Genomic DNA, 14,660 nt, shown 5'->3' on the forward strand with positions numbered 1-14,660 from the left:
GTGAGGGGAGATAGGCTAAGGTAGTTATCAATGTTGTAATTTCTACAAAAATTCACACGCCTGAAGGCTATTTTGCATGTTGAAGTTGCAGTTTGTACAACATTTCGAACTCATTTGTTGCGAAATGGCCTGAATTGGGCCAAATTGTTGTACAACATGCAACAATGAAGGGAGAATAGCACGATCTAGGCAGTAATTGTTGCACTTTTTACAACATCATTCAACCGAGCATAGGACTCATTTATTCCGTGTTCATCCTACATTCATATAAATCATACCAAACAGAAAGGAGTGAATATCATGCTAGAACGCTTTGGTCATGGAGGCGACCTCTGGACGGCAGAAGAAGCCTTTGGCCGTCCGAAGGAGCAGTTCTTGGATTTCAGCTCGAATATGAATCCGTTAGGTCCTCCTTCGGTTGTTAAGCATATTCTCAGAGACGGGTGGCGCGATATGGTCAAATATCCTGATCCCGCTGTGCGTGAGCTGAGAAACAAGCTTTCATTGAAATATGATATCGGGGTGGAAAGCATTCTGGTTGGCAACGGGGCAGCGGAGCTGATCGATCTGACCGCGCGAGTATTGAAGCCATCAGTTACCGGATTAGCGAGGCCTTCTTTTAGTGAATATGAGGAAGCGGTTCATAAATCAGGAGGCGGTATTTACAACATCCCTCTATTGCCAATGCACAATTTTGAATTGCTGAAGCAAGATATTGAAGCCGCCTATCCGACTGTGGACTTGTTTTTTCTAGGACATCCGAATAATCCAACAGGAAAGCTGGTTCCTCGTCAAGTGTTGGACATGCTTATGCAGAGTAACCGTAGATTGGTGCTTGATGAGGCCTTCATGGATTTTGTACCGAATGAGCAGGAGCACTCTTTACTCAAACTCGCTTCCACCAGTCAGCAGCTTGTCGTCATCCGATCTATGACGAAATTTTATTCCATCCCGGGTATACGCTTAGGCTTCATGGTGGCTCATCCCGATAGGATTCGGCAAATCCAACATCTTCAGGTGCAGTGGAGCGTAAACTATTTAGCGCAGCGAATCGGAACAGCCGTGCTTGATGATTTGGATTTTGAGCAGTCTAGCTGGCAGTGGCTGGAGGAAGAGAAGCCATGGCTTACCCAGCAGCTTGAGCAATTGGGTCTTGAGGTCGTGCCTAGTGATGTGAATTTTTTGCTTTTTTCGTTTCCTGAGCGGATGGGCATCGATGTGAAGATGGCGCAGAAGCATTTGGGGCATCAAGGGATATTGATCCGAGATGCTTCCCTTTTTGAGGGTCTCAATAAACGCTATTGCCGAGTTGCGATACGTCTTCGCGAAGACAATGAACGGTTAATAGCTGGGTTACGTCACATGATGGCAGAATTCATGCAGAACCGGGGGCAAGCTGATGACGAATAAGACTGTACAAGCTGCAACATTAATGGTCCAGGGCACAGCTTCCGACGTGGGTAAAAGCATTCTAACGGCCGCACTGTGCCGCATTCTAGTTCAAGACGGCTGGCAAACGGCGCCATTTAAGTCGCAAAATATGTCCCTTAATTCTTATGTTACTTTTGATGGCAAAGAGATTGGCCGAGCACAAGGGGTGCAGGCGGATGCCTGTCGTATTTTAGCCACAACGGATATGAATCCGATCCTGCTTAAGCCGAAGCAAGACATGGTTGCTCAGGTCGTTGTTCACGGGAAGCCATACTCTGATCTAGATGCAAGGACGTATAGAGAGACCTATTTGCCGCAGGCTGAAGTCATTGTGAAGGAAGCTTTAATCCGACTGCGCAGTGGGTATGATGTAGTGGTGCTAGAGGGGGCGGGAAGCCCAGCTGAAGTTAATCTGAAGGACCGCGATATTGTAAATATGCGGTTGGCAGGTTGGGCGGACGCTCCTGTGCTTCTCGTTGCTGATATTGATCGTGGAGGCGTATTTGCCTCAATTGTAGGGACACTGGAGATCTTAACGCCGGAAGAAAGAGACCGGGTGAAAGGCTTTATTATTAATAAGTTTCGTGGAGATGTTAGTCTACTGAAACCGGGCTTGGATTGGCTAGAAGAGAAGACGGGGAAACCTGTTCTTGGGGTCATTCCTTATCTGCCTCAGTTAGGCATTGAGGATGAGGACTCAGCTTCACTAGATTCCAAGCGCATGCAGAGCAAGAGGAATGAGAGCTCTCAAGGGAAACGAGCAGATCAGCTGGATATCGCGGTCATTCGCTTGCCACGCCTCTCTAATTTTACGGATTTCGATCCTCTGCAAGAGGAGAAAGATGTCCATTTTCGCTATATTACACACCTATCTGAATGGGGTGAACCGGATGTCATTTTGCTCCCAGGCAGCAAGAATACCATGGACGATTTACGGTATTTGAACGAATCTGGTCTGGCAGAACGGGTGAAGGTTTTCGCGCAATCCGAGAATGGTTGGGTCGCCGGTATTTGTGCAGGCTATCAGATGTTGGGCGCCAAGCTGCTTGATCCAAACGGCTACGAATCAGATCATCCTGAGCTAGAGGGACTAGGGCTTTTACCAACGGAGACGGTATTTACTTCCGATAAACGGACCGTTCAAGTTCAGGGAAGCAGTACACTTTTTGCTGAAAATAGCACTGAGATTGTCATTGATGGCTATGAAATTCACATGGGGCGGACGCGTTATTTGCAAGAAATGGTAACGCCTTTCCAGATTAAGGCGCTTACCAGCCTCGATGATGAAAGCTCTGACAACGTTCTGCACGGGGACGGGGCAGCTGCGGATCATGGGCGTGTTTGGGGGACGTATTTACACGGGATTTTTCATAATGATGACTTCCGCAGAGCCTGGTTAAATCGTATTCGCAAGCATAAAGGATTATCCCTAATCGAGGGTGGCCTTCGTTTTAAGGAACGTCGAGAAGCTGCTTTCGATAGATTGGCTGACCACGTTAGATGTCACTTGGATATGAATCGAGTTTATGAGATGATGGATATATCAAAGCCTTGGAAAAGGGAGGATGCTTAAAAATGAAAATTTATACTCGAACTGGAGATGCGGGGCAAACAGGCGTAATTGGTGGTCGTGTCGATAAAGATGATGATCGTGTTGAGGCTTATGGCACAACGGATGAACTGAATTGTTATGTAGGTCAGGCGATGAGCTTTATGGATCCTGCGAAGTACCCCGATTTACTCCCGGACTTGCTGCAGGTGCAGCATGAATTGTTTGATTGCGGTTCAGATCTCGCTCTCTTGAAGCAAGAGCTGCGTCCTTATAAAGTAACGGCGGAAATGGTCGATATGCTGGAGACTTGGATTGATAAATATGATGCCGAAACACCGGATATTACACGATTCATTTTGCCGGGCGGGGGTACTGTTTCATCCACACTCCATGTTTGCCGTACCGTATGCCGTAGAGCAGAACGTCGGGTGGTAACGCTTGCGCGAACGCAGGCAATTAATCCAGAAGTGCGCAGATACTTGAACCGACTGTCCGATTTATTCTTCACCATTGCCCGCACTGCGAATCACCGTGAAGGTATTACTGATGTGGAATATGTGCGAAGCGCTGAGGTGTTTAGACGTAAATCATGAGTTATTATGAACCGTTAGTATACATCGTACCGCCGGAGGAAGAGGGCTTTATACTTAAGACGGTGCTGCAAAAAAGATTAATGGTCTCTCGCAAATTGCTATCCCGCATTAAACTAACCGAGCAGGGCATTACGGTGAATGGGGTTAGACAATACATCAACATAAAGGTGAAGGCTGGCGATCGTGTAGAGATTCGTATGGAAGAAGAGCAATCTGAGGATATCTTGCCGCAGGATCTTCCACTGCACATTCTGCATGAAGATGAGCATCTGTTGATACTAGCCAAGGATGCCGGTATCATCGTACATCCGACGCATGGGCATTATTTGAATACGATCGCCAATGGCGTTGTGTATCACTGGCAGCAAGCGGGCATTACATGTCGTTTCCGCCCCGTGCATAGACTTGACCAAGAAACGTCTGGTGTTCTGGCTATTGCAAAGACACCCTATGTACACCAGCAAATATCAGAGCAGATGATTCAGCATCAGGTGAAAAAAAAATACCTGGCCTTTGTGTGGGGCGTCATCACAGCGAAAAGCGGAACGATCAATGAACCCATTGATCGCGATCCTGAACAGCCGCATGTTCGTATCGTTACCCCTGACGGATATTCGGCAGTAACTCATTATGAGGTCGTGGAACAATTCGCGCATGCCGCTTTGGTTCGAATATGGCTTGAAACCGGTCGGACACATCAAATTCGTGTGCATATGCGCCATTTGGGACATCCGCTGCTTGGAGATAAAATGTACACACTTCCAGAGTTTGAGCAAAGTTTATCTGCAGTAGAAGTCAGTGAACGACTGGGTCGTCAGGCTTTGCACGCGTATAAACTGGGTTTTGTGCATCCAGGAACAAGGGAATGGACGGAGTTTCATGCTCCTCTGCCTGCGGATTTAGCAGTTTTACAATCATGGCTGCAGGAAAGTAACTAAATAAACAGAAACCATCCCTTTTTTAGGATGGTTTTCTTTGTTATAACTTGACTTTCCGTATCAATTACCTCAGAATTTTAAGTAGTTCGATTCATTTCAACTTAGACTTAAAGGAGCTTTAAACATCATGGGAGTAAAAATATTTTGTTATGATAAATGCGGGACATGCCGTAGTGCCGTAAAGTGGTTGAAAGAACATCATGTAGATATTACAGAAAATGTCCCTTTATTCGAAACGCCGCCCTCTGCCAAGGAATTGGCTAAGCTGCTAAGTGATAGCGGTCTGGAAATCAAAAAGTTTTTTAATACTTCCGGAGAAGTATATAAAGAGATGAGTCTGAAAGACAAGCTTCCCAGCATGTCGCAAGAGCAAATGCTCGAATTGCTTGCCTCGAACGGCAGGTTGATTAAGCGTCCGATCGTAACCGATGGTCAAAAGGTAACAGTGGGTTTCAAGGAAGCAGTGTATGACGAAGTATGGGCGAAGGGGTGATCTTAGGTTGGAAGAGAAGAAGAAACCAGCAGGTAAAAAGTCACCACTAGCCATTGGCGGTTTTATAGCTGTTCTATTATCACAAGGGAAGCTGCTTTTAGGCTTACTAAAGCTTGGTAAAGCTGGCGGAGCCATCATCTCAATGTTCATTACAATTTGGGCTTATGCCTATCTTGCCCCATTGCCCTTTGCGATCGGCATTGTTCTGATGATTCTCATACATGAGCTCGGTCATGTTTTCGCTGCCAAGATGAAGGGGCTTCCAGTGTCAGCGCCAGTCTTTATTCCTTTTCTTGGAGCACTGATTACAATGAAAAAGAATCCTACCGATGCAGCAACAGAAGCGTTCATTGGAATAGGAGGCCCTATTCTTGGGACCATTGGTGGTGTTGCCGCTTTTGGTTTGGGGGTATATACCGATTCTCCTGTCATTGTTTCGGTTGCCTATGCCGCATTCTATTTAAATTTAATTAATTTACTCCCTATTCATCCTTTAGATGGTGGGCGAATTTCTACAGCAGTAACTCGTTGGTTATGGATTCTAGGTTTAATAGGCGGTTTGGTATTTATTTACTATATAAATAGCCGTGTAAGTCAATTGGTTTTCTTCGTGATATGGGCCATGTTCGCTTGGGATTTGTATAAAAAATACGTGAAATACAGAAATCGCGAAGAGCTTCTTTCGGTCTCCACTCGGTTTGATTTTGGGGCTGATCATTTGCTTCAGCAGGGATACATCATTCCGGGGGAGAATCATACAAGAGATCTAGAATATACGACTTACTCGGATTTGCAGGGCCCTGCGGAAAGTAGACAAACCATTGTGATGTACTGGCAAGGGATCGGATTCGAGGGTCATGCTTTATTGCCTCAGCAATCCATCATTAAAAGAGTTCAGTTAATTAAAGTGGAACGTATGCAGAAAGAGAATGGGTTTTATTTAGGATTACAAGTAAAAGTGGATTATTCACCTCTAGGGATACAGGAGCTTTACTATGATGTCCCTGCGAAAACACGTTGGAAATTCGGAATTGCTTATCTTGCGCTCGCTTTGTTTTTGCTTTATATGATAAGACTTGTTCATCAAGTGGGAATTATCGACTAACGCTTTAGCGTTATCGCCCTATTAATTACTGATATGAAGTGAATTTATCATAAAGAGGATATAAACCATGAAAATTACAGGATCAAAGAGACTTAGTCAACTAGGATCGGCTATTTTTTCAGAAGTAGCAGATTGGAAGAGAGAGGTTATGAACCAAGGGGTAGACGTCATAGATTTAGGTATAGGAAGTCCTGATCTACCTCCCTCTGATCGAATTATTGAAGCAATTACTGAAGCCGTTCGTAACCCTGCGCATTACGGTTATCCAACATCTGAAGGAAGTTTAGCATTTCGAGAAACGGTTGCCAAATGGTACCGCTATCGATTCGGTGTGGAGCTGAGTCCGGAAAGTGAAATATTAACTCTGATGGGCTCACAAGATGGTCTTGCTCACTTAGCGCTTTCACTCTGTGATCCTGGGGACATTGCCATTGTCCCTGATCCAGGTTACCCTATATATTCGGCAAGTCTCGTGCTGGCGGGAGTCGAACCTTACTTGTTGCCGCTGCGCGCAGAACACAACTTTTTACCCCAATTAGAGGACATTCCAGTAGACGTGGCTGCTAAGGCTAAATTCATCCTGCTTAACTATCCAAGCAATCCATTGTCTGCTGTTGCAGATCGCGCTTTCTTTGAGCATTTGATTACTTATGCCAAGAAGCACGACCTGCTTGTCGTACACGATCTTGCCTACTCCGAAATGGCTTTTGACGGCTACCGGCCTATAAGTATTTTGGAGATAGAAGGCGCTAAGGAGGTTGCTGTCGAGTTTCATTCACTGTCAAAAAGTTTTAATATGGCAGGTTGTCGAATCGCTTTCTTAACCGGAAATGCATGCGCAGTGAATGCTCTTAAAACACTGAAATCCAATATCGATTACGGTGTATTCAGTGCCATTCAAGCGGCTGGAATTGCAGCATTAGAGGAAGACATGGAGCATGATCATTCCGTTGCGCATGTGTATGAAAGAAGACGAAATGTGTTGATCTCGGCACTAGCGGAAGCGGGGTGGATCATACCACCACCCAAGGCAACTATGTTTATCTGGGCTCCAATTCCAAAAGGATGGACATCTCGACAAATTTCCCGGGAAATGTTATATCATGCTGGTGTTGTCGTTATTCCTGGAGACGCTTTCGGGGCCGAGGGAGAGGGCTTTGTGCGAATCGCATTGGTACAAGAAGAGGGTCGATTACTTGAGGCGGCAAAGCGAATAGGAGATTGGCTTCGTACATTAGAATGAAAATTAGAGATATTGGTAAAAATAGGAGAATGAGAGACATATAGATGTTTACGTAATGAAATAAAACTTATTTGTTGAAAGGGGTAAGCATATGGATGCCATTTCCTCATTATCGGAGCTTTTAGCTGATCAGAAGCCTTCATCGTTCGTAGAAATTCCCGGGATTTTGGGGCAAACATTTGGGCAAGCGACAATTGCAGCTACACTGCCCATGAGCAAATTATTTTCAATCTATGAAGTTGATTTAGAAGTTCAACGTGCGATTATTCCGCGTAATCTTTCTAAACTAATTGATTACGTTAATTTGTATTTAGAAGATCGCCAACCTATTTATTTCCCGGGAATCATTTTCTCGGCAAGAGGTGCAGGTCACTATGACGAAGATCAACAAGCGCTTCGTTTGCAGCCAATTGAGAAATTGTATGTAGTTGATGGTCAGCATCGTTTGGCCGCTTTCCAACGTATTATGGAGACGCTACAAAGTCAAATGGCTCGTGCCAAGGATCGTCGTGAGTACGACAAGATGGAAGAGATCACAGAAAAGCTGCGCCGTTTGTACGCTTTCCCTATCTCAACCATGACCTATTTGGACATTAATGCTCGTCAAGAGCGTCAGTTGTTCTCTGACATTAATAAGCTTCCACGCAAGCTTGGCGGCAACCTGGCGGTACTTCGCGATCAGCGCAGATTCTATCACGTTGCTGCGTCTGAGCTTGCAGCCAAAGCGCCAGCTATGCAGAAGCTGACCGTAGATATGTTCTCTGAACGCGGGAAGTCACCAGAGTATTTGTTCTCCTATCACTTGCTGATTGAAATATTGATTGCTTTGTTTGAAGGCAGAATGAAATCAGCAGCGCGTAATAATGGCTATCAATATGAGGATAAAGAGCTGCAGGAACTTGTATCCTTGGCGGGAACCTATTTCAATGGCTTACTGAATTACTTGCCCGAACCAACTAAGGGTGAAATCGTATGGTCTGAGAATATCCAAATTGCACTAGCCATGTTTATGCATGAAGAAGCTACGAAACCAGGTAAATTTAATCGCTATGCACTTGAGCACGTATTGAAAATACTTCCTCATGTGAATTGGAACAGCATTTATGCGGGTGAAGAGAAAGATCGGTTGCCGAGACGGACTCGCATTATGAAAGCCTACAACCATATCAAAAACTTTTATCAAGATCAGAATGCATTTCTAATCAGCGATGCCGATTCTTACAATTCTAAGGAGGACGTGAGCTAATGGAAGGATTACGCCTTAAGATGACCATTCATCCTTTTTGCGATAAGTTCGGACTTTCAACTGTAGCTTTACGCGTTCAGGATCTGTTGAATTATACGATGATTGACCCTATGGTGCAGCGTAAGTTGAGTAATATGCAAAGACGCAAAATTTCCACCTATTTGCAGGAGCGGGAGCTCGATCATGTGTTCTTCGGACCTGTTACGCTGTCATTGCGCGAAGTGAATCAACTGTCCAAGGGCGAGAAGGAATTCCTTCTGAAGCATGGCTCCAAGCTGTCTATTCTGGACGGTCAGCATCGTATTCTAGCACTAGGCTATGTGAATGATCAGATGCAAAAGGAAGTTAGACGGTATGAGAAAAAATTAGTAGTGCTAAAGATCAAACAACGGAAGTTTCCAGAGAATGCTGAAATTAGGCAAGAGGTTGAGGAAACAGAAGGTACAATTAATCAGCTTGAGGGAAGACGTCTAGATTTGATGGAAACACAGCTTGCTGTGCAAATCTATATTGGCTTAACGGAGGAAGAAGAGCAGCAGTTGTTCGGCGATATTAACTCTAAAGTTCAGCTGGTGAGTAAAGAGCTTGGTCATTCCTTCGATTCCATTGACCCGTTAAATCTAGTTATTCAACAGGTTGTCGATCATAATGTCTATCTCAAAGCAGCCGGTGTTGAGCGTCGCAACAATTTGACTTCGTTCAATCGTAACTTTACGTGTTTCAGCTGGTTATATGCGACAGCGACGATGCTTTTTTCAGGCAGAATGCAGCCATCCTATGAGCTTCAACGTAAAATTCGCCACGATCCATCGACGTATGTAGAAATTTTGCACCAATTTTTTAATACGGTCCTGCCGATGATGCCAGAGCAACCGGGCTTGGCGCAATATACATCCGCAAATCGTGTGATTCAAGAAAGTATTGCGCTGTATGCTAATCGCTTCTTATTCCCGAATGGCGAGTATAACGAGGAATGGACGAATTCTTTGCAGCTTCTGGAAGGCTTCGATTGGTCGCATGACAATGAGGAATTGATCTACGTATTTGGCGCGTTGGATAACGGTAAGATCAATCTTATCCACGAGAAATCGCTGAAAAAGCATGTGAAGCTTGTTCAATTCTTCCTTGAAGGCACGGATAGCGCAAGTGCGGATGAGGATGATGTGGCTTCGTCAGCTTCATAAAACACTTGCAAAAAGACAAATGAGAGATTGATCTCATTTGTCTTTTTGTTTGTTTAAGGGGCGCGGGGGGAGAATGAATGCAAATATGGCTGACTTTTTCCCTGCTTGTTTGCCTGGGAGTTGTACGGCGTACAACAATTTCCTTGATATTTTCCTGGAAAATCGAAGATGTTGTATTATGTACAAGAATTAAACCATTTTTCATCCAAATCGGCTCACTTTTGGGGAATTTGTTGTATTTCCTGCAACATTCTCCCCGGATAGAGCTGATTAGCTTGAATAATGTTGTACAAAAGACAACATTGCTTGTTTCTTTTGTGTTTCCTTTGTCGTTTTACAATAATTCGATGAGTGGATTCGTAGTACATGGAAAATGGACGGAAGGAAGCTAACTGTGCCTGTTTACACGACAGTGATTTTAAATTTGAACTGGAAGAAGGCTGTTCCTATTATCCTAACTTTGTCATAAAAATTTATTAATATGTGCATGTTATACGTATTCTCGAAAAAACAAAGGAGACAACATGCAAACTCAACAAGAACAACAACAAAGCGCCATTATGCAGGTACCACCTCAGGTAATTACAACCAAGGACTCTCAGTATTTAAAGGACCAATTATCGTGGGAGCTCTTAGCCATGAAAAAATGCCGCCATTTTGCACAGGAATGCACGGATTCAGAAATTAGACAATTGATTGATAAGGCCGGTCAAATGCATCAAAAACATTACATGCTCTTATTAAAACACCTGCAAAACAATAACACAGAGGAAATGAAAAAAGTTCCTCAAACACAACAATGAAGGAGGAACGTATATGAATCAGAATCCACAAGTCATCAAGAATCCTAAACCTGCCAATGAGCCGCAAGTCAAAGGTCCCGAATTGAATGATCGTGACCGGGTAAATGATATTTTGGCAACGGAAAAATACTTAACGGATAGCTTTAACGTATCTGCCAGAGAAGCAAGTCACACTTCCCTACACCAGGATATTATGACGATTTTGAACGAGACACATCAATGTCAATATGAACTATTTGAAATGATGTTCAGAAAAGGGCACTACAAATTAGAGGCCGAAGAACAAACGAAACTGGATCAAGCCTTTCAACAGTTTTCTAATTATTCAACGCAATTCCCATATCAAGGCACAACCATTCAGTAGAGGTTGCTATATACTTATGATTCGTCGTTGCTTCAAAAAGCGGCGTAAAATAAATTGCCGTAATGCCAAGCTGGACCAGATGATCAAGATGCTGCACATATTGTTTCAGTCTTCCCATTTTTGACCATACTGCATAATGTAGCTACTTAACTAGCAGGAGGGTATCCCAGACCATGTTGGCCGTTCATCAACGTATGGCGGAGTTATGGACATTACGCAGAGCGCGAGAGTTAACACGTGCAGAGCAAGAGGAATTACTGCTGTGTATGGAAGCTAACGCGACATATGTATGGAACCGTTTGAAGCTGGAAAATTTATCGCTCTGTGCTTCGCTCACTGGAGACTATGATTGGCTGCATGAAATTTGCGAGCGCATCGAAAAGCTTGAACCCAAGCACTGACCTATTTCCGGTCGGTGCTTTTTTCCTTTTCTGCAAGAGAGTGGACGGGTATAATGGTAGTAGTCTAAATCTAAGGAGCTGTGACATGGTAAGCTGGTTCAAGCAATTGTGGGGGGCTCCCCATAAATTCTTTCTTCTGGGTTTACTGTTATTAACCGCGTTATTACTAAGATTATATCTAGCTCCCCTCTGGGTGGGCTATGATACTGATGTACGAACGTTCCTAGCGTGGGCAGATCGCGCATATTCAGTAGGTTTATCCGGATTGTACACGAACGCCAAAGACTACTTTCTCGATTATCCTCCTGGGTACATGTATGTCTTGTATCTCGTTGGCTTACTGCACCACAAGCTGTCGATTCCCTGGGAGAGTGCAGGTTCACTGGTCATTCTGAAGCTTCCTGCCATTCTGGCTGACCTAGTCACGGTTTACCTCTTGTTTCAGCTAGCGATTAGTCGTAGAGGCGGGGCACGGACATGGATACAAGGCATTCTAATTGCTGCTTTATTTGCCTTCAATCCAGCGATTTGGTCGAACTCCGCGATATGGGGACAGGTTGACTCCTTTTTTATGTTATTTATTCTTGCAACTTTGTTACTACAACAGCGGGGGAAACTCCCACAAGCCGCGGTATTTATAGCACTAGCTCTTCTTCTTAAGCCACAGGCACTTCTTTTCGGTATTTTTCTACTTATCGACGTTTTACGAAAGCGCAGCATGATGGTATTGTTGTTGAGTGTTCTAAGCGGAGCTGCAACGATGGCCGTGATTTCACTCCCTTTTGCCGTTGGCAGAGGGTATGGCTGGTTGATCGCTCTATACTCAGGCACCTTAGCTTCATATCCGTATGCTTCCTTGAACGCGTTCAATCTTATGGCACTCTTAGGTGGCAATTTTATCGATATGAATAGCAGTATCCTGCACATCTCTTACCAATTGATTGGGTGGGTGCTTATGGTGCTATCCATCGTCTATGTTTGCTATTTATATGTTCGCAGCAAAGGACAGCGTGGCGCCTTATTGTATGTGGCTTTCTTATTTATCACGGCCGTTTTCATATGTATGACCAAAATGCACGAGCGCTATTTGCACTATGGGCTATTGCTCGTGCTGACCAGCTTCATTTACATCAAGGACCGCCGGATTTTGGGGCTCTTTATTGGTTTTAGTATTACTCATTTTATAAATATAGCCGATGTGCTGTTACGCAGTTTTCATCAGGATTATCACATTCCGAGATATGATCCTTTGATGTTGGTCGTTTCAGCCATCAATGTTATGATGTTTGCCTATGCATGTTTATTGGGATGGAGGCTTTTCGTGGACTCACAACAAGAACAGAAGGTGGAGGAGCCAGTTCCGCTAATTCCGCTGCCAACCGAGCAAGAAATTCACACAAAATCCGAACGGTGGAATGCGATTTTTAAACCAAGTAGGGATAGGGTAGAAAGAAGCACAAGGGGACGTTTTTTCACGAAAAAGGATGCGCTTTATCTTGGCGCTTTAGTGTTGGTTTACACGATAATTGCTTTGTTCCATCTAGGTGGGCATAAGGCTCCTACAACGTTCTGGAAGCCAACAAGCGCAGGAGAAGCGGTCATTGCTGACCTTGGCAGCTCGCACAACATTACGAGAATTAACACCTTTGCAGGTGTAGGTGAAGGGGCTTATTCGTTCTGGTTTTCACAGGACGGTACGCAGTGGCAGGATCAAATATCGGTGAAATCCGACCACACCAAGGTATTCACTTGGAACACCGTCGAACCTAAGAAAGATGCGCGTTACGTTAAAATGGTCATGGATGCGCAGGAAGGAGCGGCGCTGCATCTTCATGAAATTGGTATTTTCGGAGATGGCAACACGGCTATTTTGCCGATTGCTAAGGTATCGGAACAAGATGTAAACGCGGCTGATGAAGGTGCGACAGCTAATTTGTTCGATGAATCTGCCACAGTACCTTACACGCCTACATATATGAATGGGTCGTACTTTGATGAGATCTATCATGCTAGAACCGCCTATGAGCATCTTCATCAAATAGAGCCCTATGAAAGCACGCATCCACCGCTGGGTAAAGTTCTAATGTCTATTGGTATTTATGTGTTTGGATTGAATCCGTTTGGCTGGAGAATCATCGGAACGCTGTTCGGCGTCGGCATGATTCCAATCATGTATGTGTTCGCTAAGCGAATGTTCGGCCGTTCAGAATATGCCTTTATCGCTGCTTTCCTGCTTACCTTTGATTTCATGCACTTTGCGCAGACGCGAATCGCGACGATAGATGTTTATGGCGTATTCTTCATCATGCTGATGTTCTATTTCATGTATCGTTACACAACGCTTAGCTTCTATAGGGAGAAGCTTTGGACTACGTTAATCCCCTTAGGGCTGTCAGGTCTTTTCTTCGGAATTGGAGCTGCATCCAAGTGGATTGTTATCTATGGCGGTGCAGGTCTTGCCGTGCTGCTGCTATTATCCTTATTAGAGCGGTTCAGCGAATATCGATTCGCACGAAGGTTGCTGCGCGAGGCGGAGAATGAGCCTCCACTGACAGAACCGGAGCGCAGCCGACTGCAGCTTGTAGAGAAGCTCTTCATACGAAACACGCTGTTTACTTTGCTGTGGTGCGTACTCACGTTTGTCATCGTACCTCTAGGTGTTTATACGTTATCCTATATTCCGTTTATGATGGTTCCCGGGCCGGGGCACAATCTGAAGGATGTGGTCACCTATCAGGTGCACATGTACAAATATCATAAAGATTTGGTCGCAACGCATCCTTTCTCTTCCCCTTGGTGGGAGTGGCCGATGATGCTCCGCCCGATATGGTATTATCAAGCTAAGCTCATGCCGCAGGGCATGCTTTCGAGCATCGTCTCGTTCGGGAATCCGCTAGTATGGTGGCCGGGCTTCATTGCCGTTATCCTTTCGTTTTATGTGGCAATTACACGTAAAGATAAGCTGCTGCGGATGCTGCTAATTGCTTACTGCTCACAGTATTTACCATGGATCTTAGTACCAAGGCTCACATTTATTTATCACTATTTTGCGATGGTGCCATTCCTTGTGCTGATCTTGACCTATTACATCAAAGAGTATTTAGAAGAAGGATCGCTTCATAAGAAAAGATGGGTCTACGGATATTTAATTGCCGTATTCGTTCTGTTCGTTCTTTTCTATCCGATTCTTTCGGGGATGATCATTCCATCCAAATATTCCTTCTTCCTCCGGTGGCTGCCGGGATGGAATTTCTTTTAAACAAAAAGTATTGACGTTCATAAAAGGCAATGGTAATATAAACCCAAG

General features: G+C 44.5%; 13 protein-coding genes. All 13 read left to right on the forward strand.

From position 1 onward, the window contains the following. Positions 1-300: 300 nt before the first annotated feature. The 13 genes from cobD (at position 301) to GC098_RS28390 (ending at position 14,612) form a co-directional block, all read left to right on the forward strand. The gene (cobD, locus tag GC098_RS28325) at positions 301-1,410 is read left to right on the forward strand and encodes a threonine-phosphate decarboxylase CobD (protein WP_171646522.1); all 1,110 of its coding nucleotides are present in this window, start codon (positions 301-303) and stop codon (positions 1,408-1,410) included. After that, positions 1,400-3,004, forward strand: a complete 1,605-nt coding sequence (locus GC098_RS28330) for a cobyric acid synthase (RefSeq protein WP_171646523.1) — start codon at positions 1,400-1,402, stop codon at positions 3,002-3,004. Before cobD ends, GC098_RS28330 begins: the two co-directional genes overlap by 11 nt. 2 nt (positions 3,005-3,006) lie before the next feature. Next, positions 3,007-3,576, forward strand: coding sequence for a cob(I)yrinic acid a,c-diamide adenosyltransferase (locus GC098_RS28335; protein WP_171646524.1), 570 nt, complete (start codon positions 3,007-3,009; stop codon positions 3,574-3,576). Further along, positions 3,573-4,514, forward strand: coding sequence for an RluA family pseudouridine synthase (locus GC098_RS28340; protein WP_171646525.1), 942 nt, complete (start codon positions 3,573-3,575; stop codon positions 4,512-4,514). Before GC098_RS28335 ends, GC098_RS28340 begins: the two co-directional genes overlap by 4 nt. A gap of 127 nt (positions 4,515-4,641) precedes the next feature. Then, positions 4,642-5,007, forward strand: coding sequence for an arsenate reductase family protein (locus tag GC098_RS28345; protein ID WP_216625453.1), 366 nt, complete (start codon positions 4,642-4,644; stop codon positions 5,005-5,007). 7 nt (positions 5,008-5,014) lie between these two features. Continuing rightward, the gene (locus GC098_RS28350; protein WP_171646526.1) at positions 5,015-6,112 is read left to right on the forward strand and encodes a site-2 protease family protein; all 1,098 of its coding nucleotides are present in this window, start codon (positions 5,015-5,017) and stop codon (positions 6,110-6,112) included. Between the two features lie 67 nt (positions 6,113-6,179). Then, on the forward strand, positions 6,180-7,355 hold the full coding sequence (locus GC098_RS28355; protein ID WP_171646527.1) for an aminotransferase class I/II-fold pyridoxal phosphate-dependent enzyme: 1,176 nt from the start codon (positions 6,180-6,182) through the stop codon (positions 7,353-7,355). A gap of 91 nt (positions 7,356-7,446) precedes the next feature. Then, positions 7,447-8,601, forward strand: a complete 1,155-nt coding sequence (locus tag GC098_RS28360) for a DNA sulfur modification protein DndB (protein ID WP_171646528.1) — start codon at positions 7,447-7,449, stop codon at positions 8,599-8,601. Beyond that, on the forward strand, positions 8,601-9,785 hold the full coding sequence (locus GC098_RS28365; RefSeq protein WP_171646529.1) for a DNA sulfur modification protein DndB: 1,185 nt from the start codon (positions 8,601-8,603) through the stop codon (positions 9,783-9,785). Before GC098_RS28360 ends, GC098_RS28365 begins: the two co-directional genes overlap by 1 nt. A 524-nt stretch (positions 9,786-10,309) precedes the next feature. Next, the gene (locus GC098_RS28370; protein ID WP_171646530.1) at positions 10,310-10,588 is read left to right on the forward strand and encodes a hypothetical protein; all 279 of its coding nucleotides are present in this window, start codon (positions 10,310-10,312) and stop codon (positions 10,586-10,588) included. Between the two features lie 13 nt (positions 10,589-10,601). After that, the gene (locus GC098_RS28375; RefSeq protein ID WP_029194100.1) at positions 10,602-10,952 is read left to right on the forward strand and encodes a spore coat protein; all 351 of its coding nucleotides are present in this window, start codon (positions 10,602-10,604) and stop codon (positions 10,950-10,952) included. 173 nt (positions 10,953-11,125) lie between these two features. After that, a complete protein-coding gene (locus GC098_RS28385; RefSeq protein WP_171646532.1) occupies positions 11,126-11,353 on the forward strand; it encodes a DUF7667 family protein in 228 nt (75 codons plus the stop codon). Positions 11,354-11,438: 85 nt separating this feature from the next. Then, positions 11,439-14,612 carry a glycosyltransferase family 39 protein gene (locus GC098_RS28390; RefSeq protein ID WP_171646533.1) on the forward strand — a complete coding sequence of 1,058 codons (3,174 nt, stop codon included), beginning with the start codon at positions 11,439-11,441 and terminating at the stop codon, positions 14,610-14,612. Positions 14,613-14,660 lie beyond the last annotated feature (48 nt).

Source organism: Paenibacillus phytorum, from assembly GCF_013141715.1.
In the GTDB taxonomy this organism is placed as follows: Bacteria; Bacillota; Bacilli; order Paenibacillales; family NBRC-103111; genus Paenibacillus_E; species Paenibacillus_E phytorum.